General features: G+C 70.1%; 25 protein-coding genes, 1 tRNA gene and 1 pseudogene. 15 read left to right on the plus strand and 12 right to left on the minus strand.

The window, feature by feature from the left end; genetic code table 11:
* Positions 1-2: 2 nt before the first annotated feature.
* The 3 genes from BJ964_RS21185 to BJ964_RS21195 are packed head-to-tail and all read right to left on the minus strand — an operon-like array spanning position 3 to position 1666.
* A complete protein-coding gene (locus BJ964_RS21185; RefSeq protein WP_188122282.1) occupies positions 3-455 on the minus strand; it encodes a hypothetical protein in 453 nt (150 codons plus the stop codon).
* Complete coding sequence (locus tag BJ964_RS21190) at positions 448-924, minus strand: NUDIX hydrolase (RefSeq protein ID WP_188122283.1); 477 nt, start codon at positions 922-924, stop codon at positions 448-450. The genes BJ964_RS21185 and BJ964_RS21190 overlap by 8 nt, the downstream gene beginning before the upstream one ends.
* A gap of 7 nt (positions 925-931) precedes the next feature.
* Positions 932-1666: a helix-turn-helix domain-containing protein gene (locus BJ964_RS21195; protein ID WP_188122284.1), complete on the minus strand. Its 735-nt coding sequence runs from the start codon at positions 1664-1666 to the stop codon at positions 932-934.
* A 152-nt stretch (positions 1667-1818) separates the two neighbouring features.
* Here BJ964_RS21195 and BJ964_RS21200 point away from each other — a divergent pair, with 152 nt between their 5' ends.
* The 5 genes from BJ964_RS21200 (at position 1819) to BJ964_RS21220 (ending at position 6292) form a co-directional block, all read left to right on the plus strand.
* Entirely contained in the window at positions 1819-2016 is a 198-nt protein-coding gene (locus tag BJ964_RS21200; protein WP_188122285.1) for a hypothetical protein, read from the plus strand.
* Positions 2013-2207, plus strand: coding sequence for a hypothetical protein (locus tag BJ964_RS21205; RefSeq protein WP_188122286.1), 195 nt, complete (start codon positions 2013-2015; stop codon positions 2205-2207). The genes BJ964_RS21200 and BJ964_RS21205 overlap by 4 nt, the downstream gene beginning before the upstream one ends.
* Before the next feature lie 41 nt (positions 2208-2248).
* Positions 2249-2569 carry a hypothetical protein gene (locus BJ964_RS21210; RefSeq protein ID WP_188122287.1) on the plus strand — a complete coding sequence of 107 codons (321 nt, stop codon included), beginning with the start codon at positions 2249-2251 and terminating at the stop codon, positions 2567-2569.
* Positions 2566-4308, plus strand: a complete 1743-nt coding sequence (locus tag BJ964_RS21215; RefSeq protein ID WP_188122288.1) for an FtsK/SpoIIIE domain-containing protein — start codon at positions 2566-2568, stop codon at positions 4306-4308. Before BJ964_RS21210 ends, BJ964_RS21215 begins: the two co-directional genes overlap by 4 nt.
* A 289-nt stretch (positions 4309-4597) precedes the next feature.
* A complete protein-coding gene (locus BJ964_RS21220; protein WP_188122289.1) occupies positions 4598-6292 on the plus strand; it encodes a recombinase family protein in 1695 nt (564 codons plus the stop codon).
* Here the strand turns inward: BJ964_RS21220 and BJ964_RS21225 are convergent.
* Positions 6254-6340: transfer RNA gene (locus tag BJ964_RS21225), tRNA-Leu, on the minus strand. The two genes, BJ964_RS21220 and BJ964_RS21225, sit on opposite strands and share 39 nt — an antisense overlap.
* Before the next feature lie 173 nt (positions 6341-6513).
* On the opposite strand from BJ964_RS21225, the pseudogene BJ964_RS49530 reads away from it, so the two are divergent.
* From BJ964_RS49530 to BJ964_RS21250, 6 genes and pseudogenes are all read left to right on the plus strand, one after another.
* A pseudogene (locus BJ964_RS49530) lies at positions 6514-6741 on the plus strand (tetratricopeptide repeat protein); the annotation flags it as partial.
* 933 nt (positions 6742-7674) lie between these two features.
* The gene (locus BJ964_RS48030; RefSeq protein WP_229806997.1) at positions 7675-8196 is read left to right on the plus strand and encodes a hypothetical protein; all 522 of its coding nucleotides are present in this window, start codon (positions 7675-7677) and stop codon (positions 8194-8196) included.
* 149 nt (positions 8197-8345) lie between these two features.
* Positions 8346-10877 carry a fibronectin type III domain-containing protein gene (locus BJ964_RS21235; protein ID WP_188127077.1) on the plus strand — a complete coding sequence of 844 codons (2532 nt, stop codon included), beginning with the start codon at positions 8346-8348 and terminating at the stop codon, positions 10875-10877.
* Complete coding sequence (locus BJ964_RS21240; RefSeq protein WP_229806998.1) at positions 10871-11845, plus strand: AAA family ATPase; 975 nt, start codon at positions 10871-10873, stop codon at positions 11843-11845. Before BJ964_RS21235 ends, BJ964_RS21240 begins: the two co-directional genes overlap by 7 nt.
* Positions 11846-11888: 43 nt before the next feature.
* A complete protein-coding gene (locus BJ964_RS21245) occupies positions 11889-12998 on the plus strand; it encodes a DUF58 domain-containing protein (protein ID WP_188122292.1) in 1110 nt (369 codons plus the stop codon).
* Between the two features lie 5 nt (positions 12999-13003).
* Positions 13004-15349 carry a transglutaminaseTgpA domain-containing protein gene (locus tag BJ964_RS21250; RefSeq protein WP_307838014.1) on the plus strand — a complete coding sequence of 782 codons (2346 nt, stop codon included), beginning with the start codon at positions 13004-13006 and terminating at the stop codon, positions 15347-15349.
* A 58-nt stretch (positions 15350-15407) separates the two neighbouring features.
* Here the strand turns inward: BJ964_RS21250 and BJ964_RS21255 are convergent, their stop codons facing one another.
* From BJ964_RS21255 to BJ964_RS21280, 6 genes are all read right to left on the minus strand, one after another.
* Positions 15408-16373 (minus strand): ABC transporter substrate-binding protein, encoded by a 966-nt coding sequence (locus BJ964_RS21255; protein WP_188122294.1) that lies wholly within the window; start codon positions 16371-16373, stop codon positions 15408-15410.
* Between the two features lie 14 nt (positions 16374-16387).
* The gene (locus BJ964_RS21260; RefSeq protein WP_188122295.1) at positions 16388-16744 is read right to left on the minus strand and encodes a 4Fe-4S dicluster domain-containing protein; all 357 of its coding nucleotides are present in this window, start codon (positions 16742-16744) and stop codon (positions 16388-16390) included.
* Positions 16741-18318: an FAD-dependent oxidoreductase gene (locus BJ964_RS21265; RefSeq protein ID WP_188122296.1), complete on the minus strand. Its 1578-nt coding sequence runs from the start codon at positions 18316-18318 to the stop codon at positions 16741-16743. The genes BJ964_RS21260 and BJ964_RS21265 overlap by 4 nt, the downstream gene beginning before the upstream one ends.
* Entirely contained in the window at positions 18315-19025 is a 711-nt protein-coding gene (locus tag BJ964_RS21270) for an ABC transporter ATP-binding protein (protein WP_188122297.1), read from the minus strand. Before BJ964_RS21270 ends, BJ964_RS21265 begins: the two co-directional genes overlap by 4 nt.
* Positions 19026-19886, minus strand: coding sequence for an ABC transporter permease (locus BJ964_RS21275; protein ID WP_188122298.1), 861 nt, complete (start codon positions 19884-19886; stop codon positions 19026-19028). It abuts the gene before it with no gap.
* A 144-nt stretch (positions 19887-20030) separates the two neighbouring features.
* The gene (locus BJ964_RS21280) at positions 20031-20771 is read right to left on the minus strand and encodes a pectate lyase (protein ID WP_229806999.1); all 741 of its coding nucleotides are present in this window, start codon (positions 20769-20771) and stop codon (positions 20031-20033) included.
* Between the two features lie 171 nt (positions 20772-20942).
* Here BJ964_RS21280 and BJ964_RS21285 point away from each other — a divergent pair, with 171 nt between their 5' ends.
* Entirely contained in the window at positions 20943-21761 is an 819-nt protein-coding gene (locus tag BJ964_RS21285; RefSeq protein ID WP_188122299.1) for an NAD-dependent epimerase/dehydratase family protein, read from the plus strand.
* Here the strand turns inward: BJ964_RS21285 and BJ964_RS21290 are convergent.
* Both BJ964_RS21290 and BJ964_RS21295 read right to left on the minus strand, forming a co-directional pair.
* Positions 21720-22652: a hypothetical protein gene (locus BJ964_RS21290; RefSeq protein WP_188122300.1), complete on the minus strand. Its 933-nt coding sequence runs from the start codon at positions 22650-22652 to the stop codon at positions 21720-21722. The genes BJ964_RS21285 and BJ964_RS21290 overlap by 42 nt on opposite strands.
* 111 nt (positions 22653-22763) lie before the next feature.
* A complete protein-coding gene (locus BJ964_RS21295; RefSeq protein WP_188122301.1) occupies positions 22764-23099 on the minus strand; it encodes a hypothetical protein in 336 nt (111 codons plus the stop codon).
* Between the two features lie 132 nt (positions 23100-23231).
* Between BJ964_RS21295 and BJ964_RS21300 the strand changes: the two genes are divergently transcribed.
* The 3 genes from BJ964_RS21300 (at position 23232) to BJ964_RS21310 (ending at position 25450) form a co-directional block, all read left to right on the plus strand.
* Positions 23232-23681, plus strand: coding sequence for a hypothetical protein (locus tag BJ964_RS21300; RefSeq protein ID WP_188122302.1), 450 nt, complete (start codon positions 23232-23234; stop codon positions 23679-23681).
* 79 nt (positions 23682-23760) lie between these two features.
* Positions 23761-24237 carry a hypothetical protein gene (locus BJ964_RS21305; protein WP_188122303.1) on the plus strand — a complete coding sequence of 159 codons (477 nt, stop codon included), beginning with the start codon at positions 23761-23763 and terminating at the stop codon, positions 24235-24237.
* A 661-nt stretch (positions 24238-24898) separates the two neighbouring features.
* Complete coding sequence (locus BJ964_RS21310) at positions 24899-25450, plus strand: DUF3592 domain-containing protein (RefSeq protein WP_188122304.1); 552 nt, start codon at positions 24899-24901, stop codon at positions 25448-25450.
* The last annotated feature ends 1131 nt before the right edge of the window (positions 25451-26581 follow it).

Genomic DNA, 26581 nt, shown 5'->3' on the forward strand with positions numbered 1-26581 from the left:
GGTCATTCCGAGCGGGAGAGTGTTCCCTGTTCGTCGCGGCTCCAGCGGCGGCCGGCGCTGTCCAGGAACTCGATCTGTACCGGTTCCGGTTCGACGTAGGACCGCAGCCACTCGGTAGGGGCGGGGCGTTGGATGGTCTGGCCGGGTGGGATCAGGCCGACGAACTCGACGTGCGGTTCCTCGTCGCCACGGGCGGGTAGCGGTAGTTCCACCTCGTAGATCGGCATCGGGCTGGCGTTGTGGATGTGAAAGGTGAGGTCGCACTTGCCGTCGCGCTTGTGGACCAGTTCGATCCACGCGCTGATCCGTTCGGCCTGAGCGCGTCTTTCGTCTTCTGCTCGGTCGGCTTCGCGGCGGTGCTCGCGTCGTAGGAGGCGGAACCCGACCAGGAACGCGCCGATGGTGCCGACCGCTGAGAACGAGTCGGCGATGGCGCCGAGCGCGTCGCTATCCAAGGTGCACATCCTGCGGATGGGCGAGGAAGTACTCGATCCGCATGCGCATTGAGGGGTCCATCGGCAGTGAACGGCATTCGGCCTCGGATGCCCATCGGACCTCAGTTGTCTCCACGCTGGTTGCCAGCGTTCCGCCTACCGGCTCGGCAGTGAAGACGATAGAGAACTCCTGACGTACCTCGCCGTTGCTCGTGTAGAGGATGACGTGCCGCGGGTCGGTGAAGATGCCGACCAGTCCGGTGATGACGACGTCGATGCCGGTTTCCTCGGCCGTCTCCCGGACCGCCGTCTGGGGCAATGACTCGCCGAGGTCCATGGCGCCGCCGGGTAACGCCCAGTTGCCGTTGTCAGAGCGACGGATCAGCAGGATCTCTCCGCCGTCGTTCACCACCAGGGCGTTGGCCGAGGGCACCAGAGAGGTAGCGGCGGGTGCGGCAGGGTCATCGAAGTAGTCAATCCGCTGTCCCACGCTGCACTCACTCCAACGGTGTCGCCTGATCCCACACGTGCTCGAAGCTTTCCAGATACGTCGTCACCATGCCCCCGCCAGCCGCTCGCCGCAGGTGCAGAACCGGGGCCTGAGCTGCTGTGAAACTGTAGATGTGAGTGTTGACCAGTAGCTGATCGTCGGCGCGGTAGATCGAGTTGTAGAGCACCGTCCGGTGCAGCCGGAACTCGATGCCCTCGACATCACGCAACGGCCGGTACATGACCAGGGCATTGCGGATCTTCGCAGCCTGGACGTCGTCGACACCCTCATCGGCTCCGCGTTGCGCGACCACATCGCTTTCCGGGTCGCCGAGCAGGATCCGTACCCTCGCTCCTGCCTCTGCCCTTTCTCTGAAGATCTTTTGGATGCCGGCGTCCTCAGAGATGAACAGGCCGCTGTAGACCAGGACGCCGATCTCCTCCTCGGCGCTGGCGAAGACGTTGCGCCACAGGTCGGACGGGACCGTCCACCGGTGCGGGTAGATCGAGATGATCTCGCTTTCGCTGGCACTCGCGACCTGGTCGGGGCTCAGCGCGTCCGGCCACAGGTAGACCTCGTCCACGCCGAGTTGGGCTGCTACCGCGTACCGGTGTCGGCGATAAGGCGTTCGTCCGCTGATCCATCGCTCGACGCTTTTGGGATCGACCTTCAGTGATGTCGCCAGGTCGGCTGGCGTGATCCCGTTTTCCAACATGGCGGTACGTAGTCGCTCGTTCGGCATCGGCTTCCCGTCAAGACGTCCGGCGGCCCGACCAGGCTAGAGGAGACGTCTTCGATACGTCCAGCCATGACCTGATCACGTCCCGTTGATTGATCGCACTCTCGATGGCACGCCGATGCACTCCGCATCGCCGGTCCGAGAGGAGATCAACCGTGAACATCCACATCACGCGGGACCTGACCCCGACCTGCCCGTGCGGCGCTCAGCTCGCCGCCGGGAACCCCGTCCTCTGCCGCAAGTGCACCAACCGACTCCGGTGGGCTCGCCGGCACCAGCCGCGCGGCAGCCACACCGGCGGCGACCGGGGCATCCGGACTCGCCGCAACCGGCGCCGTGGCGGTGACGCGTGACGATCGCTGTCTCCGCCGTCCTGTTGCTCGGCGTCCTCGTCTATCTGCTCTGGCGGTACGCCCGACTGCCGCTGTGGCAGGCCGCCGTCTGCGCGGCCTTCGGCTACTTCCTCGCCTCGTCGTCCATCGGCCCGGAGATCGGCAACGGGCTGCGCGCCCTGGCCCGATTCGTCGGCGGACTGGACCTCTGAACATGAGCCCACACCGACCGGAAGGAGACCAGAACCCCCACATGGCCAACGAACAGCACATCCCACGCCCCACCCTGGACCAGGAGGCCGTCCACACCCATCTGCACGCCGCCCGCCAGAGCCCTACGCCCGTCACCGTATGGACCGCCATCGGCGATATCCCGGTCCTGCTCGCCGAAGTCGACCGGCTCGCACGGCTACTCACCCGCACCCGATGGGACTTCGCCGACCTGCTCGCCGCCGCCCGCGCGACCCTCTCCGCCGACCACGACGGCGAGTCCGATCCGCTGACCTACCTGCGGAACGCGGTCGCCGAGCACCGGACCTGGCTCCCGCCCGACGACGGCGAACTCGCCGAATGAGGGCCTACGGACGCAGGCACCGACGGTGGAGCCGCCGCAACCCGCAACCGTTGCTACTCGTACCCGATGAGCCTCTGACCCTCGTCGTTCTGGCTGCCATCGGCCGGACTCTGTTCCGGTACCGCTCGGAACTCGCTCCCGTCTTCCTCGCCCTGGTCCTCATCGTCACCGGGTCGGTCCTGCACCACACCCGACCCGATGCGTGGCCGCTGGTTGCTGTCGTGACCGTGCTGGCGGGAACGGTTGTGGCGGTGCGCGGGTGGCCCTGGGGACTGACCCGCACCGCCGAGCGTGCGTACGCCGCCATAACGACCGCCTTCTCCGGCGGATGGCTCACGACCGTAACCGCGCTCGGGCCGACCCGATCGCCCCTACCGACGATCCTCTTCCTGGCCGTGATCGCGCTCGGCGTGCCGTGGTGGGCTCACCGACGACGGCGAGCCCGCGTACGGGTGGATCGGGTCATCAACGCATGGCCCAACCTCGCGGAGATGATCGGGCTGGCAGGCTCACGGATCATGTCGGCCGTCGTCGACACCTGGGGATGGCGAGCCCGCATCAAGCTGAGACCCGGTCAGAGCGTCACCGACCTGGTGGCCCGCGTACCGGCCATCGAGTCGGCCCTCGGGACACGGCCCGGTGCCGTCCGCATCGAGCAAGACCCCGCGCACGCCGGCCGGTGCACGATGCGTGTGCTGGCCATGGATCCGCACGCCGGCGCTATCCCGTGGCCCGGCCCGACCGCCCGCACCCTCGCCGACCCCATCGAACTCGGTGTCTTCGAGGACGCCACACCCGTTCAAGTGGCCATGCTCCGCCGGCATGCTCTCATCGGCGGCACCACCGACTCGGGCAAGAGCGGCGTGCTCAACGTGATCCTCGGCAACCTCGCCGCCTGCACCGACGTCGTGCTCTGGGGCATCGATCTCAAAGGCGGCATGGAACTCCGGCCCTGGGCGTCATGCCTGGCCCGGCTCGCCACCACACCCGATGAGGCAACCGATCTGCTCGCCGACGCCGTCGCCATCTTGGACGCCCGCGCTCACGCCTCCAGCCACGACAACACCCGCGTCTGGGAGCCCACACCGAAAGCACCGGCCCTGGTCATCGTGATCGACGAGTACGCCGAACTCGCCGACACCGCCCCGGACGCCGTCGGACACGCCGAATCGGTTGCCCGACGAGGCCGCGCCGTCGCCGTCGACCTGCTCGCCGCCACCCAACGACCTACCCAGAAAGCCATGGGTGGGGGAGCGCTGCGTTCGCAGATGAGCATCCGCGTCTGTCTACGTGTGCGGGAACGCCGCGACGTCGATCTCATCCTGGACAAGGGCATGCTCGCCGACGGCTGGCACGCCTACACCCTCGACGCACCCGGCAAGTTCTACGTCCTGGCCGACGGCCACAACCAACCACGCCGCGCCCGCGCCTACCTTGTCACCGACGACCTGGTGCATCAGACCGCCGCGCGCTACGCCGACCAACGGCCGGACCTCGACCCGCTGTCCCGCGCGGCCATCGACAACCAACTCAAGCCGATCGAACCGCCGCGACCGACCGCCGACGACCCGGAACAGACACTGCTGACGGCGCTTGATCAAGCGCCCGCCGACGGTCTGACCGTTCCGGAACTCATCGACCTCACCGGCATGCGACGCACCTGGATCTACGACCGACTCCAAGCCCACGCCACCGCCGGCCGAGCCCGGCAAGTCACTCGCGGACGCTGGCGAGCCTGACTCAATCGTCCGCGCGGACGTCCGTCCGCTCGCGCGCGTCTGCGCATCTTCGGGCGCGGACGGACAACGGACGGACGACCGCGCGGACACCCGGCCCCGACCCGAAAGGAGGCCCGACGGTCACCACCGACGACCAGACCACTGAAGGGAGAAATTGCAGCATACGAAGCTGCAAGACACTGATTCTCGAAGATTCGCAGCTCAAGACGTCCCTAGACGTCCCACTGTCCGATGCCGCCGCAGATGCACTGTGGCGCATCATCGACCGAGCCCGTAAGACTCGCCAACCATGAGGTTCGCGTTCTACGGACGAGTGTCGACCGAAGACCAACAAGACCCGCAGGCATCCAAAGCGTGGCAGCTATCCCGCGCCCGCAGCTTGATCGAACCGGCCGGTGGTGAAGTCGTCGCCGAGTTCTTCGACATCGGGCTGTCCCGCGCCCTGCCGTGGAAGCGGCGACCGGAAGCGACGCGCCTGCTCGAAGCGATCAAGAGCGCTGGCCGCGACTTCGAAGCCGTCGTCATCGGAGAGCCGCAGCGCGCGTTCTACGGCAGCCAGTTCGGCATGACGTTCCCGGTCTTCGTGCACTACGGCGTCGGCCTGTGGGTGCCCGAGGTCGGAGGCGCGATCGATCCGGGATCCGACGCGCACGATCTCGTGATGGCTCTCTACGGTGGCATGAGCAAAGGCGAACGCAACCGCATCAAGATCCGCGTCCACTCCGCCATGAAGGCACAGACCGAACTCGAAGGCCGCTACCTCGGCGGACGCCCGCCCTACGGCTACCGTCTCGCTGACGCCGGACCGCACCCCAACCCCGGCAAAGCCGCTGAGGGTAAGCGTCTGCACCAACTCGACCCCGACCCGGTCACCGCACCGATCGTGAAGCGGATCTTCGCCGAGTACACCGCCGGACGCGGGATGACCTCGATCGCGCGCGGCCTCACCCAGGACGGCATCGCGTGTCCGTCGGCCTATGACCGGGCACGCAACCCGCATCGCAAGACCCAGGTCTGGGAGACCACCGCCGTGCGCGCCATCTTGCAGAACCCGCGTTACACCGGTCACCAGGTCTGGAACCGGGCACGCACCGACGAGGTCCTGATCGATGTCGACGACGTTGCGCTCGGCCACGAGAACCGGCACCGGTGGAACGACCCCAGCAAGTGGATCTGGTCGCGCACCGAGTCACACACGCCGCTGATCAGCACCGACCTCTACGAACAAGCCCAGCGCACCATCAAGAAGCGGGGCACCAACGGCGATGGCGGCAAGGCTCCCCGCCACACCGGCCACCCTTACCTGTTCCGGGGCCTGATCACCTGTGGCATCTGCGACCGCAAGATGGTCGGCAACCCCAACCACGGGCGGCTCTACTACCGCTGCACCGCGAGTCGTGACTTCGTCCGCCAACACCAGATCAGCCACCCGCCGGCCCTCTACCTGCGTGAGGACCAGATCACCGCACCCATCGACCGGTTCCTCCGCGAGGAACTCACCGGCACAGCATTGACCGACAACATCCGTCGCGTGGCCGAAGCGCAGTACCGCGCCGCGCTCGCCGCCCACGACACCGCCGGCGAGATCCAGCAACTACGGCAGGCCATCGCCGACGCGGATGCCAAGATCAGCCGCTACCGGGCGACTCTCGATGCCGGCGGCGACCCGGCACTGATCGCGAACTGGATCAGCGAGACCACGACGATCAAGAAAGCCGCGCAGGCCCGACTCGGCCTCACCGAGGCGCCGCCTCAACGGATGAGCACCGACCAGATCGACGCCATCGCTGAAGCGTTCGATGACCTGTTCCGGCTACTGCGCGACGCCGACCCACGCGACAAGGCCGAGCTGTACAGCCGCATCGGCCTGCGGATGATCTACCGACCTGGCCTAGAAACACTGATCGCCGAGGTTTCCACCCCGGCGAGTTCTCGTGTCTTTGATTGGTGTCCGAGGGGGGACTTGAACCCCCACGCCCGTTAAGGGCACTAGCACCTCAAGCTAGCGCGTCTGCCATTCCGCCACCCGGACTTGCTCTTGCTCTGTACAGCTTACCGGGGCCGTCGCCGTGGCTTTCACCTGGGTTTCGGCTGCCCAGCGGGCCGCACAGGTCAGAACTATATACGGCTCCCGGGCGGGGTCGAAGTGGGGGTCGGGACCGTCACTGGGATCGGATGTGGCGTTGGGCGGGATGAGCGGGCAGCATGGCGGACGTGTCGCAGCCGTCCCCTCTCACTCCGGCCCTCGAGCGGGCCCGTGGTCTGATCGCCGCGGGCAACCTCGACGCGGCCCAGGTGCTGCTTGAACGGGCTGTCGAGCTCGGGCGGGAGAAGCTCGGGGAGGACGAACCGGACGTGCTCACCGCTCAGCGGGAGCTCGCCGGGGTCTATCTGCGGGTCGACGATCCGATGGGCGCCCGCCGGGTGCTGGAGGACGCCTACGCGTCCGGGCAGTGGCGGCTCGGTGACGCTGATCCGCTCATGCTGCACATCTCCCATGATCTGGGCGTCGTCGCTCAAGAGCTCGGGAACCGGCATGAAGCACGCAAATCGTTCGGGCGTGTCGCCGAGCACGGGCCGGCGGCTCTCGGCGCGGGGGACCAGCTGGTCGCCCGGGCGCAGGCCTATCTCGCCGAAGACCCTCCAACCGCGGCGGTACGGAGGACAGCGCCGCCCGCCCCGGCGCCCGGACCTACGCCGGCCGTAGCCCCAGGCCCTACCCCCGGACCGGTCCATGGCCAGGGGTCCTCGCCCGTGCCCAGCCCGGGTCCAGTACCTGGCCCGGTCCACGGCCAAGGGCAGCCTCCCGTGCCCGGCCCGATGCATGGCCAGGGGCCTGCTCCGGTGCCCAGCCCGGCCCCAGCGCCCGGCCCGATTCACGGCCAGGGGACGTCTCCGGCCCCCGTTCCTGCTTCGGCGCCGATTTCTGGGCCTCAACCGTCTTCCCCGCCGGATCTGCAAGGGGCGATGGAGCGGCCGACCGAGATGTTGCCGCTGGTTCGTCCGGAGCCGGTGGCCCCCGCGCGGCCTGACCCGGTCACGTCTCAGCCGGAGGTGCCGCCCGCAGGACCGTGGATCGGTGCTTCCGCGCCCGGCGTCGACGCCCGCGGCGGGCACCCTGGGGATGCGACGGCGAGCCCTGCCGTCCCGCCCGTGTCCCAACCGGGCTATCCGGCGAACTGGGCCGGTCACCCGGCACCCCAGCAGGGGTATCCGGGTCCGGGGACGTACGGGAGTCAGCCGCCCGCCGGCTATGCGGGTCCGCAAGCGGGTCACCCGAACGGCGGCGCCGCGAGCCAGATGCCGGCCGCGTACCGGGGGCCGGTGCAAGGGGGCCATCCGGGGTATGCGGCGGGGCAGCCTGGAGTGTGGCAGCAGCTGCCCGGGGGAGTTCAGCCCGCGGCGGGTGTGCTCAGCCCGTACCCCATCGAAGGAAACAAGAGCGGGAGCCGCGGGATCGCGGTGGCTCTCACCGTGCTCGCGACGCTTTTCGCCGTCATCGCTGTCGGGGCGCTCGTCGTGGTGCTCGCGGACCGGTCGCAGGAGCCGGTGGCTCAGGAGACCGAGGCGCCCGTCGCGCCGAGCGTGCCCGTTCTCGGTGGGGCTCCGCCTACCGGGCTGGAGCTCGACGACCGCGGGACCAATGTGGGGCTGACCTGGGGGGATCCGGCGAAGGGCAAAGCGCCGTTCATCATCACGATGGCGAAGCGGGGCGAGCAGCTGAGGACGGTCGCGCACGTCGATCCGGGGACGGAGGAGTTCGTGGAGCGGGGGCTCAACGCTGACCTCGACTACTGCTTCGCAGTGGTGGCCATCTATTCGACCAAGCAGGTCTCCAGCTCTGTCCAAGTGTGCACGAACCGGGGGACCGCTCGTCCACAGCGATGAGACACGGGTACCCGCGGGCGAGCGGCTTTCCCTATGATGGCCTGCGTCCTTGAGGCGGATTGACCGGAATCGACAGGAGGACAGCCGCGGTGACCAGCGCAGAGGCGGTACGGAGGCGACGCCTGCCCAGCCGGGGGCAACTGGTCACGATGGCGACGGTCCTCGTGCTGGTGGCCGGACTCGGGTTGACGGTCCGTGGGCTCGGCACCGCAGACAAGGCGCTGGCCAGCTTCGACGCCGCATCCTGGGTGTGGAGCAAGGGCAAGGGCGAGCTGGCCCGGATCAACGGCACGGCCGCCCGCATCGACACCCGCGCCGACGTCAATCAGGCTCGCGGGCACGCGTTGCAGGTCAGCCAGAGTGACCGGTTCATCCTGTTGCGCGACGTCAACACCGGCGCGATCGCCTCGATGGACCTCACCGATCTCATGGCGTACTGGAATCAGCAGTCCCAGCCGGGCATCGGTGTGAGCGTGGCCCTGCACGACGACAGCGCCTTCATCGTCGACGCTGTTCAGGGCAAGGTTCAGCAGGTCGATCCGGCCTCGTTGCAGCCGGTGGGGGAGGCGCTCCAGTTCCCGCCGGGCATCAGCGGTGGCATCTTCGACGGCGCCGGCCGGCTGTGGATCGCCGCGCCCAGCGAGGGCACCGTCACCGCGATCGACCCGGGTGCGGCCGCCCCGGCGCTGGTCCGCACCGACTCGGTGGCCGCCGCCAGCCACGACCTGGACGTCTCCGCCCTGGACAAGGGCATCGTCGTGCTCGACCGCACCACCAACGCGCTCACCGTGATCGGTGAGAACGGGCCGGGCCGGCCGACCACGCTGCCGCTGACCGGGCCGGGTGAGCTGCCCGAGCGCACCGAGGGTGACGTCATCGCGATCACCGTGCCGGACGAGCGGCGCGTCTACACCGTCGGCACCGACGGGCAGGGGGTGCGTGACGTCACCGTCCCGGACGACGGCGGCGATCTCGGGCCGGCCGTGCCGTACGAGGGTTATCTGTATGTGCCGGAGGACGACGGCACGGTGCACGTCATCAACCAGGACGGCCAGCCCGAGCAGCCGATCGACTTCGAGCGGCCGGGCGGCGACCTGGAGCTGGAGGTGCGTGAGGAGCACCTGTTCATCAACGCGCCCGGTTCCACCACGGCCCGCGTCGTCGACGGCAACCACACGGTCCGCCCGGTCAACAAGGAGCGCGACGACGTCGTCGGCGGTGACCCGCCCAAGGTGAAGACGCCGCCCGCCCCGCCGAAGCAGGAGAAGCCGAAGAAGCCGGTCGCCGCCGAGCCGGGCGCGCCCCGCGGTGTCCGTGCCGCCGCCGGCAACGCCGAGGTCCGCGTGTCGTGGCAGTCGGCGGCGGACAACGGCGCCCCGATCACCCGGTACGTGGTGGCCGGCGCCGGGCGCACCTTCCCGGTCGGCGCCGACCAGCGGTCGCTCGTGATCGACGGGCTGACGAACGGGCAGACGTATCGGTTCGAGGTGCACGCCGTGAACCGCAAGGGCGACGGGCCGGGCCGGATGAGCAACGCGGTCATGCCGACGGCCGAGGTGCCGGACCCGCCGGGCACACCGGTCGCCGAGGCGAAGGGCGACGGCACGGTCGGCGTCACCTGGCCGGCCGCCAACGGCCAGGGTCGCAAGATCCAGCGGTACGCGGTGACCGCCATCTCGGAGGGCGTCAGCTCCCCGATCGGCGAGTCGACCACCACCACCCTCGCGGTGGACGCCGGTCAGCTCGAGTTCGGCAAGCAGTACGCGTTCACCGTCGTCGCGGTCAACGACAAGGGCGCCGGCTCGAAGGCGTCCGCGGTCAGCAACACGATCGTGCCGTTCAGCAAGCCGGCCAAGCCGGAGAACGTCGAGGCCGCCACGGTCGCCGCGCAGGCCGGCGCGATCAGCGTCACCTGGACGGCGCCGGCCGACAACGGTCGCCCCATCACCGAGTACGTGGTGAAGGCCGGCGGCAAGGAGACGAAGGTCGCCGAGACCTCGGTCACCCTGACCGGGCTCGGCACCGGCGCCACCGTGCAGGTCGAGGTGACCGCGGTGAACGAGGCCGGCCCGAGCGACGTGGCGACCGCGACCGCCCGCACGGTGGCCGTGCCGACGGTCACGATGACCGGCGTCGACCCGACCTTCAACACGGCGAAGGTGTCGTTCACGGTGAACAACGGCGGCGGCACGGCCACGTGCACGCTCACCGTCTCCGGCGGCGGCAAGGGCTCCAGCGGCAGCTGCACCAGTCTCGGCGCCAGCGGGCTGAAGCCGAGCACCGCCTACACGTTCACGGTCACCGCCAACAACGCGGCCGGCAGCGCGGCGAAGAACATGGCCAAGACCACCGACGCCCTGTACGGCACGGCGACCTGCATCAACGGTGACACCGGCGACCAGAAGACGTACTGCAACTCCGACGTGTCCGGCCGCAACGGCAACGAGATCTTCAAGGTCACCCGGCAGGACGACGACCAGCAGGCGGGCTGGGTCAAGAACGGGGTCCGGCTTCAGGCGTACTGCAAGAAGACCGGTGAAGAGGTCTACGCGTACGTGTACAACGACAACAAGAGAAGCACGTGGTGGATCCAGGTGAATTACGAGGGCAAGACCTACATTCCGTGGGCGTGGTTCAACCTCGACGGCGGGGACGACCTGGCGGACCTGCCGACGTGCTGACGCCCGCACACGTACAGGGATTCTCCGAGGTCGCCGGGGAACTGGCCGCCCGGATCGGCACCGTCGTCCTCGGCAAGCCCGAGGTGGTCCGGCTCGCCCTCACCGCGCTGTTCGCGCAGGGGCACGTCCTGCTCGAGGACGTGCCCGGCGTCGGCAAGACCACCCTGGCCCGCGCCCTGGCCGCGTCCATCCGCGGGCAGTGGCGGCGCATCCAGTTCACCCCCGACCTGCTGCCCTCCGACGTCTCCGGCGTCACCGTGTTCAACCAGGCCAGCCGCGGGTTCGAGTTTCATCCCGGGCCGGTCTTCGCGAACCTGGTGATCGCCGACGAGATCAACCGGGCCTCGCCGAAGACCCAGTCGGCGCTGCTCGAGGTGATGGAGGAACGCCGGGTCACCGTCGACGGCGTGCCGCACCCGGTGCCGCAGCCGTTCCTCGTCGTCGCCACCCAGAACCCGGTCGAGATGGACGGCACCTACCGGCTGCCCGAGGCCCAGCTCGACCGCTTCCTGGTCAAACTGTCCGTCGGCTACCCCGACGAGGACGTCGAGATCGAGGTGCTGCGCGGGGCGGCCGTCCGGTCCCCGGACACCCTCGAACCGGTCACCGACACCACCATGATCGGCGAGATGGCGCGGATGGTCGCGGCCGTCCACATCGCCGACCCCCTTTATGCGTACGCCGTGCGCCTCGCCGCCGCCACCAGGAACCATCCACAGGTCCGCGTCGGCGTCAGCCCCCGTGGGGTGATCGCGCTGACCCGTGCCGCCAGCGCCTATGCGCTGATCAACGGCCGGTCGTACGTGCTGCCCGAGGACTTCAAGGACCTGATCGAGCCGGTCTTCGCCCACCGGGTGCTGCTGTCCGCCGACGCCCAGCTGCGCGGGGTGACCGCGGCCGACGTGCTCGCCGACGCGCTGCGGTCGGTGAACGTCCCGCTGCCCGACCACCAGCATTCCCCGGCCTGATCCGTTGCGCGGCCCTCACGACCCGAAACGTCAGCGCAGCGGGATGACCGCCCGCGGCATCGCGCTCGCGGCCGCCGCCGTGATCCTGCTCGGCACCGGCTTCCGCTACGGCTACCCCGACCTGGCGCTTCTGGGGGCGGCCGCCGGGATCGCGGTCGTCACGGCGCTGGTCTTCGCGTTCTGGCGGCCCCGCCTCGGCGTCGCCCGCGTCGCCGAACCCGACCGGGTGGCCCGCGGCGAACCCGCCGACGTCACCCTCACCATCAGCAACACCAGTAAGGTACGGGCGGCCAGCCTGATCGCCACCGACCGCTGCGGCGCCGCGACCGTCGACGTGCCGCTGCTGCGCCTGCGGGCCGGGCACGACACCGTCGAGAGCTATCCGGTGCCGACCCATCGGCGCGGGCTCGTACCGATCGGGCCGCTGCACGTCACCCGCCGTGACCCGCTCGGGCTGATCACCCTGAACCGGGCGTACGGCGGCACCACGATCGTCCGCGTCTACCCGCGCGTGCATCCGATGCGTGCGGTCCCGGCCGGTCTCACCCGCAGCCTCGACGGCCGCGTCGACAAGGTGCCGCAGGGCACGATCACCTTCGACACGCTGCGGGAGTACGTGCCCGGCGACGAACTGCGGCGGGTCCACTGGCGCAGCAGCGCCAAGGTCGGCGAGCTCATGGTCCGCGAACAGCTCGACACCTCCGAGCCGCAGATCGTCGTCCTGCTCGACGACCGGGCCACCGCCCACCGCGGGGACAGCTTCGAGGACGCCTGCGAGGCGGCCGCGTCGATCGTCGTCGCCGCGGTGCGCGAGGACCTGCCGGTCACCCTGCATCTGGTCGCCGCCACACTCACCGGACCGCACCTCGACGTGCTCACCGAGGCGACCCTCGGCGACGGGGACCTCGACGCCACCCTGCGTCACCTGCGGGCGCAGAAACTCGGCGACACACTGATCTTCCTGACCGGGCCGGGCGGGCGCGACGATCTCGGTGCGCTCAGTGGACTGCGCTCGGCGTACCCCATCGCTCTGGCCGGAATCCTCGGCGACCGCGACTCCTCGCCAGCCGCGCCCACCGACCGCCTGTTGGTGATCGAGGCCGCCGACGGCGCCGAGTTCGCCGCCGCCTGGGACGGGGTCCGCGGATGGTGACCCGCGTGCTGCGGCGTGCCGTCGTGCCGGTCGCGCTGGCCGGAATGCTCATGCTGGCCGGGGCGGCGCTCGGCGGGATCTATGCCGACAGCCTGCTGTTCCGGCTGGTGGCGGGCGCGGCGATCGGCTCGGTGGCGGTCGGGGTCGCGGCCCGGCGGCTGCCCTCGTGGACGGTGGCGCCGATCTCGGCCGCGCTCCTTGGCGGGTATGCGGCGCTCGCCCTGTATCTGGCCGCCGGGGATGGCGGGCTGACGTTCACGGTCGCCCGGGACGCGCTCGCCAACGGGATTCCGCGCCTGCTCACCGCCATGATCCCGATCGAGGCGACGCCGGACACGGTGATCATCGCGGTGGGCGCGGTGTGGGTGGCCGGTCTCGCCGCCACCGAGATCGCGGTACGCGGCGGGCGCGTGCTGCTCGGCTGTCTGCCGCCGGCGCTGGTCTACGCGGGTGCGCTCTACGTGGTCGGGCCCAACGCCTCGGCGGCGACGGCATACACGCTGACCTTCGCGGGGCTGGTCGTGGCCGCTCTCGCCAGCACCTCGGTCACCGGGGCTAAGACGCACGCGGCCGTGCGGGCGCGGGCGCTCGGTGGCGCGGCCGCCGGGCTGGCGGTCGTTCTCGGCCTGATCGCGGCCACCGGTCCGTGGGTCGCCGGCCGGGTCACCGCGACACCGGTCGACCCACGACGGTACGTGCAGCCGCCCCGCGTCGACAGCCTGGACGAGAGTCCGCTCAACCGGATCTCGGGGTGGGCGCTCGACCCGACGCAGCAGTTGCTGGAGTTCCGGCCGGGCTTCGTGCCGGCGGCCGCTCCCTCGGCTCCCTCGAAGAAGCCCGCGCAACCTGAGGTGCGGCTACGGCTCGCGGTCCTCTCCGACTACGACGGGGTCACCTGGCGGGTCGGCGGCATCTACCGCAACGCCGGGCGCGTGCTGCCCGTGCCCACCACGCCGGCCGGTGCCCAGGTCAGCGAGTCGCAGCAGCAGATCACGATCACCGGGCTGACCGGGCGGCTGCTTCCGGCCGTGCCGACGCCGACCCGGATCACCGGGGCGCGGGTCGCCTACGACGCGGCGACCGGCACCCTGATCCGGCCGGAAGGGCTGAGCGACGGGCTGCGCTACACGGCCATCTCCCAGACGCAGACGCCCGACCTGAATCTGCTGCCGATCGCCGAGGTGCCGTCCGGGGACGCCTGGGTCCGCTACCTGAAGGTCGGCCAGAACACGCCCAAGCAGATCGAAGGGCTCGCCGAGCATCTCGCCGAGGGGTACAGCGCCGCCTACGACCGGGCCGTGGTGATCGAGCAGTTCCTGGCCGAGCACTACCGGCACGTGGCCGACGCGCCGAGCGGGCACGCCTATCCCAACCTGGCCCACTTCCTCTTCGGGCGCCGCGATCTCGGTGGCCAGAAAGGCACCTCGGAGCAGTTCGCGGCCGCCTACGCGCTGCTCGCTCGCCTCACTGGACTGCCCAGCCGGGTGGTCGTCGGGTTCACGGCGCCGGCCGCCGGTGGGGCGGTCACCGCCGGTGACGCGCTCGCCTGGCCGGAGGTGTATTTCGACGGGGTCGGGTGGGTGGCCTTCGACCCGATGCCGAAGAGCGACACCGTACGGCCGGTCGAGGAGGACTACACCCCGCCGAAGCCCACCCCGCCGCCGTCACCGTCGGACACCCCGGCGCCCACCGCTGAGGAGTCGTCGGCTCCGCCGTCCGCGGCCGTGGCCGCGCCGGCCACGGGTGGGGCGTCCACCGTGCTGGTCGCTTCCGGCGCCTCCGGTGGTGTGGTGTTCGTGCTGGTGGGGGTGGCTTTCGCGGTGGTCGCGCTGCGGTCGGCCCAACGGCGGCGGCGGCTCACCTTCGGGGATCCGGCACAGCGGATCACCGGGGCGTGGCTGGAGTTCACCGACGCGCTGCGGCTGGCCGGGCATCCGGTTCCGTCGCATCTGTCGGCCACCGAGGCGGCGGGGCACGCGTCGGTGCTGCCACCGCCACCGAAACGAACCGGGCTGCTGCGCCGGGCCGTCCCGGTCACGCCACCCGCTCCGCCGACCGGCCCGCTGACACCGGTCGCCGCGGCACCGGATCCGGCACCGGATCCGGCACCGGATCCGGCACCGGATCCGGCACCGCTGCCCCCACTGGATGCGCTGGTGGACGCGATCAACACGGCCGGGTTCGCGCCGGAGGCCGCCGACGCGGGGCAGGCGGACCGGGCGGGGGAGCAGGTGGTCACCTACTCCAGCGCGCTGCGGGCACGCGGCAACTGGTGGCAACGGATGCTGTGGAACGTACGCCCAGGGCCGTTGCGGTGGAATCGCGCGCCCGGCGGCAAATCGCCCCGCTGAGCGCGCGGAGACGGTGAGGGCCGGCACGCGATCGCGTGCCGGCCCTCTATCAGCCCGATCAGGCCGGATCCTTGACCCGCCACGCGTCGAGGTCGAAGTCCTTGCGGATGAACTTCTGCTCGACCAGGAACTGCTTGGTCCCGGCTAGCAGCGTCAGCCCTTCCTGCGAGAACGGCTCCTCCACCCACTGCTCCGGCTTCAGCGACTGCTCCAGCACCGTCTTCGGGAAGCCCTGAATGCTCACCGAATAGTCGACGAACCCCGGCCAGTCAGCCTTGGCCGCCTTGACCGCCGCGGTGTGCGCGCCCTGCCACGCGTCGACGATGCCCGGCTTCGCGGCCAGGAACTTCTCGGTGACCACCACCGAACTGGTGCCCAGATACTTGGCGTGGGTCTCCGACGCCAGGTCGACCACCGGGTAGCCCTTGCCCTTGAGGGCGATGAAGTTGGCGATCGGCACCGCGGCCGCGTCCACATCGCCACGTTCGAGGGCCGCCTCCACGTCGGAGCTGTAGATGTGCACGACCTCGGCCGGTTTCGCGTTGGCGTCGGCGAGCGCGCCCAGCAGGTAGCGGTGGATGTAGGAGCCGGTCTGCACCGCCACCTTCTTACCGGCCAGGTCGGCGACCGACGCCGGGCCGCCGGACTTCTTGGCCAGAATGCCGGCGTCCAGGTTGATCTGCGACTGGGCGATCAGCCGGGTCGGCTGGCCGGCGCCCTTGGCGACCAGCGCCGGGGTGTCGCCGTACAGGGCCAGGTCGAGTTCGTCGGCGACCAGGGCCTGGTTGAGGTCCGGGCCGTTCGGGAAGGTGACCACTTTCAGGTCGGTGACCCCGAGCGACGCCAGCGCCGGAACCAGTTTGCCCTGCTTGTGCCAGTAGCCGATCGGCCCGCTGATGGCGTTGGAGTTGCCGATCGCGCCGACCCGCAGCACGAAGCTGTCACCCGGCCCGGCGGCCTCGGAGTCGTTGCCGCACGCCCCGGCGGCCAGGAGGAGAAGCAGGACCATCACACGTCGGACCATGGTGCCGTCTCCCATCAGGTCAAGGCCGGGGTGATGCGGGCCGGGCCGAGTTCGGGGCCGACCGCCAGGCGGGCGCCCGGTTTCCGGCCACGGCCCCAGCCGAGTTCGCGGCGGTAGCTGCCGAGCAGCCCGGCGCCGGCCAGGTGCTTCTCGTCGCGCAGCGGGGAGTCCTCCGGCACCGGATGTGTGTGCGGGGCGACGAACAGGGCGTCCGCCGGGCAGTGCGCCTCGCACATGAAGCAGGTCTGGCAGTCGCTCTGCCGGGCGATCACCGGGATCCCGCCAGGGCCGGCCTCGAACACGTTGGTGGGGCACACCGCGATGCAGACGTCGCAGCTCACGCAGCGTTCGGTGGAGAGGACCTCGATCACGACGCCACCGCCAGCTCCCGGCCGGTGACCGCCTCGGGTCGGGTCCACAGCCGGTCCAGGCCGCCGACCGTGAGCCGGTGGTACTGGTTCGGGTCCAGCTGCGGGAACTCCTCGCGACGTGCCATGCCACGGCTCTCGGTACGGGCGAGCGCACTCGTGTACATCCACCGCGCGTGCGCCACCATGGCCGCCGCCTGCCGCACTCCGGGCAGGTCGCCACCGGTCACGACGGCGCCGCCACGCCGGCCGTCCCAGACCGCGTCGAGGTGGGCGAGGGCCGGTTCCAGGCGGGAGGCCGTACGCAGGTAGTTCTTGTCGTAGGGGTGCACCTCACGCCGGATGACGTCGAGCGCATCGGCCCTGTCGAAATGCCGCTGGATACCGGCTTCCCCGACCCCGGTGAGCTTCCGCCGGTTCGCGGCCGCCCCCAGCGCGGTCGCGAACGCGGCGGCACCCCGCCCGGCGAACGTGCCGGACGACATGGCCCACGCCGAGTTGTGGCTGCCACCACCGGTGAAGGCGCCGCACACCAGCTCCCGGGTGGCGGCGTCACCGGCCGCGTACAGGCCGGGCACCGTGGTGGCGCAGTCGTCGGCGACGATCCGGATCCCGCCGGTGCCCCGGACCGTGCCCTCCAGCAGCAGCGTGACCGGGAACTTCTCGGTGAACGGGTTGATCCCGAGCCGGTCGAAGGTGAGGAAGAAGTTCGGCTGCCCGAGCCGCATCTGCCGCTGCTGTTCCGGGGTGGTCTGGTCGATCTGGCACAGCACGATCCCGGTGCGCAGCAGCTCCTTCGCGATCACCGAGCGGCCGCCCTGACTGCCGGCCCCCGCGAGCTGTGTCCCGTCGCCGCGGAAGAACGTCGCGAACCCGTAGTAGGCGGTCTTGGTGACCGAGGTGAAGGCGGGCGCGATGGCGTACGCCGTGGAGAACTCCATCCCGGACATCTCCGCCCCCGCCTCGGCCGCGAACAGCGCACCGTCGCCGGTCGCGACGTCGCAGCCGAGCGCCTTGCTCAGGAACGCGCACCCGCCGGTCGCCAGCACCACCGCCTTGGCCCGGACCCGGTAGTCGGTGCCGTGCTGCCGCCGGTGCCCGCGTATCCCGGCGACCGTGCCGGTGCCGTCGACAAGCAGTTCGGTGGCCGGGCTGTGGTCGAGGATCCGCACTCCGGCCCGCTTGATCCAGGACCGCATCCGGCGCATGTACTCGGGCCCCTGCACACCCCGCTTGTGCGGCATGCCGTCGACGATCGGGAACGGGTAGCGGGCCTCGGCCTCGAGACGGTTCATGTTCTCGTACGTCTGGTCCAGCACCCGCGCCATCCATCGCCGGTCCTGGAGGAAGCCGCCGAGCTTCTCCCGGCTGGCCATCGCCTTCTCCCGTTGTTCCGGGTCGGGTTGCACGTACCAGACGCCGGTGCCGCCGGAGGCGGTCGGCCCGCTGGTGCCGCAGTAGCCCTTGTCCAGCAGCAGCACGTCGGCGCCGGCCTCGGCGGCGGTCAGCGCGGCCCACGTGCCGGCCGGGCCGCCACCGACCACGACCACGTCGGCGGTCAGATCCAGGTTGATCATCGGGGGTCCTCCGGTTCGGTCGCGACGCCCAGCCCGGCCAGCAGTTCGCGGCGCAGGGTGAGCAGTCGTGGATGGTCGATCAGGCGGGGCCGGGGAACGTCGACGATGAACTCCTCGGCGATCCGCCCGTCGCGCAGCAGCAGCGCCCGGTCGGCGAGCAGCAGCGCCTCCTCGACGTCGTGGGTGACCAGCAGCACCGCCGGCCGATGTTCGGCCCAGAGCCGCGCGACCAGGCCCTGCGCCTTGAGCCGGGTGAGCGCGTCGAGCGCCCCGAACGGCTCGTCCAACAACAGAAGATCAGGGGTACGGACGAGCGCCCGCGCCAGTGCGACCCGCTGGGACTCGCCGCCGGACAGGGTGCGCGGCCACGCGTCGGCGCGTGCTTCGAGACCGACCTCGGTCAGCGCGTCGATCGCCCGTTTCCGCAGGCCGGTGCCGTCCAGCCCGAGGGTGACGTTGCGCCACACCCGGCTCCACGGCATGAGCCGGTGCTCCTGGAAGACGACCGCCCGTTTGTCCGGGACACCGAAGTCGCCGGTGGCGCCCCGGTCGAGCCCGGCCAGCGCCCGCAGCAGGGTGCTCTTGCCGGATCCGCTGGCGCCGAGCAGCGCCACGAACTCACCCGGCGCGATGGTGAGATCGACCCCGTCCAGCACGACCCGCCCGTCGAACTCCCGCCGGGCGTCTTCGACAACGACCGCGCTCACCTACTCACCCGCGAATCCGCGGCGCCACGCCAGCGCGCGCCGCTCGATCAGCCGGACGAACTGGTCGGTGGCCAGCCCGAGCAGCGCGTACAGGACCAGCACCACGAAGATGACGTCGGTGCGCAGGAACTCGCGGGCGTCGTTCATCAGGAAGCCGACGCCGCTGGTGGTGGCGGTCTGCTCGGCGACGACCAGGCTCAGCCAGCCGATGCCGAGGGCCTGGCGCAGCCCGACCAGGATCTGCGGCAGCGCGCCGGGCAGGATGACGCGCCGGATCAGCCCGAACCGGCCCACCCCGCAGGAGCGCGCCGACTCGACGAGCCGCTCGTCGACGCCCCGGATGCCGTGCAGGACGTTGAGATACAGCGGGAAGATCGGCCCGATCGCGATCAGCGCGACCTTCGCGGATTCGCCGATGCCGAACCAGATGATGAAGATCGGTACGAGCGCCAGGTGCGGCAGCATGCGCAGCGCCTGGATCGGGGCGTCGACGACGTCCTCGGCGAGCCGGAGCAGCCCGGCCGCGAGACCGAGCAGCAGCCCCGCCGACAGCCCGATGGCCAGGCCCTTCGCCACCCGGGTCAGCGATACCCCGAGGTGGTGGGCCAGCTCACCGGAGCCGATCAGCTCCTTGGCGGCGGCGAACACCTCGGCCGGGGTGGGTGTGGTGCTGCCGAGCCATCCGGAGGTGGAGCCGATCTGCCACAGGGCCAGGACGACGATGAGCCCGGTGAGGCGGCGGGCCGGGGTGAGGGCGGCGGCGATCCGGCGCCACGGCGGCGGTGCCGTGGGACCGGTGCCGCGGGGTGCGGCGGCCGGGACGACCGGTGAACTGCGCCGGTCGAGCACGGATGACGACATGGCGGCTCCTTCGCATTCCTACGGAAGCAGGAGGAATACGTAGAGCCTTAGCCTCTAAATCCCATCTGTCAACTAGGGAATCGAGGGGTGGGAACTCGCCGGGGCGACCGCGAAGCGGCTGGGGACGGCCGCCCCGGCGAGCGTCTACGGGCCGGTCACCCCGGTCGCGACACAGGCCGTACCGTCCGGGCCCTCGCCGATCTTGGTCGGCTCGTCGCCGGTGTCGTTGCCCTCGAACAGGTCGCACAGGCTGATCTCGTCACCGACCAGGGTCACGCCGTCGATCGTCAGCCGGTCGCCCAGATTGACGTTGATGCCGGCCAGGGTGTCCCCCGGCGCGGTCGCCGTGATGTCCTGCATGGTCACCGTCCGCGCCGCCTGCGTGGAGCAGTTGCCGCACGACCGGTAGAGCTTGCCGAAGTCGGAGACCTCGAAGTTCCGGATCGTCACCGAGCCGCCCGCGCCCCGGTTGTCCTGGAACACCTTGTCGTCGGCGTTCGCCGCGCTGCCGTTCTCGATCACCACGGTCGCGCCGGTTCCCCGGAAGGTGGCCGCGTCCTCGCCGACGTCCTCCCAGTGCACCCCGCTCAGCGTGCAACTGCCGGCGCAGTGCACGCCGTCGGCCGCCGGGCTGCCCAGGATCACGTTGCGCAGGGTCGCGCCGTCGGCCAGCTGGAACAGCGGATCCTGGCCCTCGTCCTGGCCGCCGTCACCGAGCGCGCCACCGCCGATGAACCTCTTGTTCTCGCCGTCGAACACACCGCTGACCTCGATCGTCTCGGTCACCACCTGCTCGCCGGTGGCTTCCGGGACCGCGGCCGAGGCGAAGTTCGTGAAGACGACCGCGGCGCCCAGCCCGAGAGCGACGACCGCCGCCCCGATCACTCTGCTTCTGACATGCCGTAATTGCGCCATCACGTGCCTTTCGGTAGCAGGGGCGGGTTTCACTCCATAGGCACGGATCCTGGCGGAAAGCGGTTTCCTCAAGGTCGCAGAGTTAAGGATCAATTAAGGTACGCTGCGGAAACGCCGTTTCCAAAAGCAGGGGAGTGCGGGATGCGATATGTGATCGTGGGCTGCGGCAACGTCGGCATGGAACTCGCCGCCCGCTGGACCCGGGCCGGCCACCACGTCACCGGCACCACCACCACACCCGGCCGCGTGGACGAGATCGCCGCCGTCTGCACCGACGTCGCCGTACTCCGCGGCAGCGACCACGACGCCCTCGCCGCCACCACCGCGACCGCCGACGCCGTGGTCCTCACCGTCAGCCCCCGGATCAGCCGATCCTTCGACGCCGGGGCCCGCGTCGCCGAATACGCCGACACGCTCACCGCCACCGCCCGTACCGCCGCGGCCGCCCACCCCCGGGTGATCTTCACCAGCTCGATCTCCGTCTACGGCCGCGGAACCGCCTCTCCGGTGACCGAGACCAGCCGCCTCACCGACGACCCCGACGCCTCACCCCGCAACTTCATCGCCGCCGAACAGGCCGTCCTGGCCACCCCGCGCGGCGCGGTCGTGCGCATCCCCGACGTCTACGGCCACCCCCGCGACATCGACTACCCCGCCCGGGTCAAGATGGCCCACGACCTGCTCGGCGGCAGCGTCCCCTTCGACGGCGACGCCCTGCTGCACCGCATCGACTACCGCGACGCGGCCGCCGCCCTCGACTTCGTCGTCACCCACGACCTGACCGGCGCCTACAACGCCGTCCCCGACACGGACATCCCGCCCACCAACCGCGACTTCTTCGCCCGCATCAGCACCGAACACGGCTGGCCCGCCCTGACCTACCGGGCCGAGATCACCACCCCGCTGCTGCCGGTCAGCTCAGCGAAACTCCGCGCCGCGGGCTTCCACTTCGCCCACTGACGCCCGATAGGCCCCGGCCGCCAACGCCACCGCCAGCACGACGACGGCCACGTCACTGACGACCGCCAGCACGGTGGACGTCGGCACATAGGCCGGTGCGAAGGCGGCTCCGACCGCGGCCGCGACCAACCCGGCCGACCAGCCGGCAACCACATGACGAGGCGCCCACGCGGCCCGCCGGGACCACACCGACACCAGAACGACGGCGGACACGATCACGGCCACCCGTACGACGACGCCGGTCCAACCGGTGGCCAACCACAGGCCGAGATGGACGGCCAGCACCAGCGTCCCGAACAGCAGCGGATGCGGCACCCACCCGGCACCCGGTCGCGGCGCGCGCCGCCACCGAGGTAGCAACGCCGAGCCGACCAGCACCACGATCACCGTCACCGCGAGCCCCGACTGCGCCGGGGACAGCAGGAAACCCTTCCGGCCGCCCTCGTCATCCGCGAAGATCAGCAAACTGCCCAGCAGGTAGAGGACGCCGACGCCGGCCAGACCACGATTGCCCAGCCAGGGACGACGGTCCCGGAAGAACGCCTCCACCAGCATGATCGGCGCACAGATGCTCAGCAGAACGTGATTGCCGACGTAGTCGAGCGCCCTCTCGGCGAACCCCGGAGCCGCCCCCGCGAACTCGGTGTCGTCCAGAAACCCCGGATTGAACAGCGACTGATCCACCAGCCCCGCCTGCACCACCCCGAACGCCGCCGCGAGCAGCACGATCACCGGCCAGCCGCCCCCACTACGACGAGCGGCCTCCCGAATGAGCACCGCCGCACCGCCGTAGAGCGGCCCCAGAAACAGAACCAGAAGCGGATACCAGGTGACCGGAAAGCCGCCCCACGACGCCTCCGCCGCCCACGGTGCCAGCACCAGCAGCGCCACCACCGGCACCCAGCGCGCACGCCCCATCCCGTCGCCTCCCGTCCAGCCCGCGAGACCTCAACTCTCGCGAACCGCCCGGAAGCCCAGAACCGACCAAAGTCGATGAGGACGTCAACCGACGTACATGTAGCTGTAGAGCACCGCGAACAACCCCGCCGCCGGAAGCAGGCTCAGCGCCCACCCCGAAGCCGCCGCGATCTTCGCTCCCCGGAACCGGTACAGCATCGCCCCCAGGAACAACGCCAGAAGAACCGCCCAGGTCAGAGCAGTCCCGATGACAGAACCGGTCCCGTTGTCGCTGAGCCCCTCCATCCACGCCACCTCGGCCCCCGCGGCCAGGTAGAAGAACGGAATCGCCCCCGCGATCACCCACAACGTCCTGCCGAACACCGACGCGGTAACCCGCAGACCCCGCTCTTCCCCGATCATGGCGACATTCTCACCCATCAGATCAACCCCCATTCCCGGTACGGGCTACGCGAACCCGCCGTACCAGACCCGCGAGCCGCTGCCCACTCGCGCCTTTGCCGCGCCCGCCGGGCTGAGCTGCCCACTCACCCCGCCATATACGATCCGCCGATGTCGTCCATCGCCTCGCTGCACATCGTGAAGATCGGTGATCTGCCGGCCATCGCCAGCGCCGCCGGCCGGGAACGTGCGTGGGAGGCGATCCAGCAGTCAGGCAGGGAACCCGGCGAGGAATACGGCTGGTCCGGCTACGTCATGATGAACGTCCTGGACAATCTGGACAATCTGGACGTAACGCTGGAGAACCCCGACCTCCATGAAGCGGCCGAGGCGATCAGCGCGGAATTCGGCTACACCACGCTGATCACCAGCGACGCCAAGGAATTCCTCGACCGGCTCGACCCGGCCGCCTACGAGATCGACGACCTGCTCGACGGCCCCGTCGACCTGCAACTCGACGCCGAAGAATCCCGCCACGCGATGGAGGACACGCTGTCGCTATTGCGCAAGGCAATCGCCGACCTCGCCGACGACGAGATACTCCTGCTCACCATCGGCTGACCGAAGCCATTTCCGCGGCCCGTAGGATCGCCCGATGCGTGAGAACCTCCATCCGGTCCGCAGGGTCGCAGTCGGTGACGTGAGCGCCGACATCGACGAAGAACTCGCTCCGATCATCGAGGTCATCTGGCGTCTCGGCTGGACGACATGGACCTGCTGCCAGAACGCCGGCGAAAGCAACGCCGGCTGGCCGAAGAAGCTGCCGCACATGGCGCCCGTGGTCGCCGCGCAGCTGGGGTGGGCGTACATCGACTTCCCCGTCGACGACGGCGTGGCATTCCTGACGGCGCTCGCTCAAGCCGGACCCCGCGATGCCTTCTACCTCCGCATGACGCACTGGGCGGCACCCGACGCCTGGCATGTGAACGCCAAACCGAAGGACCGTGCGGCGTTCGACCAGTCGCAGGAGTCGCAGTTCGGGTTCCACCTGCTCCTGGTTCGTTTCCCCAGTTACGACCGCCCGGAGATCCTGCGCCGCCTGCTCGCCTACGAAGCAGGCCAGTTGATCGATCCGGGACCGATCGACCGGTCGAGCATGAATCCCGTCCAACCCTGATCACTGCGCTGGTAGGTCGCTCACCGGTGGGCGCGATGTTCACCGTGGAGGAACGCGACTTCGTACGGGGAGCGGCTGCTGATCGCGGCCGAAGCCGAAGCCGATACCGCCGTCGTCGCCGCGGTTCACCACTGGGACCTACCGGCCGGCCCGGCGATCCACCGTGGCCGGCCGAGCGCTGGATCAGCGCGTTACGCGGCCAGATCCTGGCGCTGGCATGCTTGCGTCTCGGCCATCCCACCGACTACGCAAAGGGCGCCCACCTGCTTCCCGCGGAAGTAGCCGCACCGCTGACCCCCGCGCTGGTCCGCATGCTCGACGAAGCCGAAGTCGCCCGCGCTCCCAGGCGCCCTGATCACCGAACTCTCGCTCGTCGATCCCGCTCTCGCGCACCGGCTGGCCCCCATCCCCACCGCCCCGCCGGCCGCCGACGATCCTGGTCACCCGGCCATGGGCGTCCTCCCGCCCTGACGGCCTTTCAACACCAGCAGGATCGCCCACCCGAATTGCGGCAGATCCGGACGTGCCCGATGGATTCGATGCTCGATCGGCGGGTATGCCGATCTTCCGAGACGGCGGGTCATGACCTTGCCGAATCGCCGCATTCTCCGCGGCGCCGGGGAGGGCCGGATTCTCCCCGTGCTCGGCAGCGTGGCCATTCGTGATCGTGTTCTACAGTCACGCCATGATCGGTGAGTCGCCCTGGTGGCATTACGTCGTGACAGCCCTCGTCGTGGGCGTTCCGGCCCTGGTGGGCACCGGGTTGATCTTCGCCGCGGCGAGGCGCTGGACCAAACTGCGTACCCTCACCGCCTCGGGTCGGCAGACGACCGCCCGGGTGGTCGACAACCAGTTGGAATCCTGGTCCGACGGGCGGACAAGTTTCCGGCCCGTGGTCACTTTCCAAACCGATTCGGGCCAGGAAGTAACGACTGCACTCGATGACCTGGACGGATTCCGATCCCACATCATCGGCACCGAAGTCCCCGTGATTTACGACCCTCTGAAGCCTTCCGACGCGACACCGGCGCACAAAAACGGCGGCCGGCTTGTCACCACGGTGGTGTTCGGCGTGCTCTTCCTGGCGTTCGCCATAGGCGCATACTCGGTGGTCAGCACCGTACTTGACGGGTTCGGCGACTTCGGCAGCTCCGTCGATTCGGTTGACGTCTCAGACCCCGGCTTCGACTTCGGCGACCTCGAGACACCGTAGTGCCAGGCCATGACCTGATGGCGGTCAACGGCCTGGAGTGCATACTCCAGGCGGCATGATTGATAATTTCCCGCACGTTTACGGCGCGCCGTCATTGGGATCGCCATCGTAGTTCCATTTATTTCCGGGCGTCGGATTAAAATGGGATGGCATGATCATCCGCTTACACTTCGCGATCGGAGTGCGGAAGAATTCATTCATGAGGCAGGGATCGCTGTTCAGTAGGGCGCACATCGCGGAGATGCGCGACCCGGCGAAGGCGCGTAACCATTCTCCCGAGCGGGAGGAGTTTCGTCGCGCGCAACAGCGGCGTCGCGTTTTCGGTCTAGAGCGCCGCCACGCCGAGAAGCTCCGCCGTCTCCGCCGCGACGGCGCCACCGCACCGGCGCCGACCGGCCCGGGCTGCCCCGCCACGCCTGTTGCGTCGCCGGTCGCGCCTGTTGCGCCGCTGGTCGCGCCTGTTGCGCCGCTGGTCGCGCCCACTACGCCGCCGGTCGCGCCCACTGCGTCGCCGGTCGCGCCTGTTGCGCCGCTGGTCGCGCCTGTTGCGTCGCCGGTCGCGCCCACTACGCCGCCGGTCGGGCCTGCTGCGCCGTTGGTCGTTGCCGCTCCGCGGACACGGCCTGCCACACGGTGCGTACCGGACAACCGGAGGCCACCCACCGCAACCGAGTCCATCCGCGCGACCGCAACCGCATCGCCCGCACCCCGCACGGCAGAAGCGCCCAACACGCCGTACCCCGCGAACCCGTCGGAGCGCCCGACAGTGGATCCGTCCGCGCAGGTCAGGCAACCGCGCCTGGTGTCGCCGCCTCGCCGGGCATGCCGGCCGCCAGCCTCCGTTCCCCAAGCTTCACCGGCGCGACCTCATCGCGGCGGCCATCGAAACCCGCGACACTTGGCCCGCAGCCCGCAGCCCGCAGCCCGCAGCCCGCAGCCCGCAGCCCGCAGCCCGCAGCGGCGATGCTGTTCCCCTTTCCGGGATCCCCCACCATGGCTCGCCGGCCGCCGACACTTCCAGCCGCAAACCGGCAACCCGATTCCGGGTACGGCCATCGAAGTCGTCCCGGCGACCCATTGTTCGAGGTGGCATCGTCACGAAATGAGCCCGGTCAGCACCGATCACGGCCC

Source organism: Actinoplanes lobatus (assembly GCF_014205215.1).
GTDB lineage: Bacteria > Actinomycetota > Actinomycetes > Mycobacteriales > Micromonosporaceae > Actinoplanes > Actinoplanes lobatus.

Bases quoted from the DNA above. Each gene is read 5' to 3' on its own strand.
- BJ964_RS21265 (WP_188122296.1), bottom strand. From the start codon at position 18,318: ATGATCAACCTGGATCTGACCGCCGACGTGGTCGTGGTCGGTGGCGGC.
- BJ964_RS21245 (WP_188122292.1), top strand. From the start codon at position 11,889: ATGACCGCCCGCGGCATCGCGCTCGCGGCCGCCGCCGTGATCCTGCTC.
- BJ964_RS21300 (WP_188122302.1), top strand. From the start codon at position 23,232: ATGTCGTCCATCGCCTCGCTGCACATCGTGAAGATCGGTGATCTGCCG.
- BJ964_RS21235 (WP_188127077.1), top strand. From the start codon at position 8,346: ATGGCGACGGTCCTCGTGCTGGTGGCCGGACTCGGGTTGACGGTCCGT.
- BJ964_RS21195 (WP_188122284.1), bottom strand. From the start codon at position 1,666: ATGCCGAACGAGCGACTACGTACCGCCATGTTGGAAAACGGGATCACG.
- BJ964_RS21255 (WP_188122294.1), bottom strand. From the start codon at position 16,373: ATGGTCCGACGTGTGATGGTCCTGCTTCTCCTCCTGGCCGCCGGGGCG.
- BJ964_RS21295 (WP_188122301.1), bottom strand. From the start codon at position 23,099: ATGGGTGAGAATGTCGCCATGATCGGGGAAGAGCGGGGTCTGCGGGTT.
- BJ964_RS21210 (WP_188122287.1), top strand. From the start codon at position 2,249: ATGGCCAACGAACAGCACATCCCACGCCCCACCCTGGACCAGGAGGCC.
- BJ964_RS21220 (WP_188122289.1), top strand. From the start codon at position 4,598: ATGAGGTTCGCGTTCTACGGACGAGTGTCGACCGAAGACCAACAAGAC.
- BJ964_RS21275 (WP_188122298.1), bottom strand. From the start codon at position 19,886: ATGTCGTCATCCGTGCTCGACCGGCGCAGTTCACCGGTCGTCCCGGCC.
- BJ964_RS21215 (WP_188122288.1), top strand. From the start codon at position 2,566: ATGAGGGCCTACGGACGCAGGCACCGACGGTGGAGCCGCCGCAACCCG.
- BJ964_RS21285 (WP_188122299.1), top strand. From the start codon at position 20,943: ATGCGATATGTGATCGTGGGCTGCGGCAACGTCGGCATGGAACTCGCC.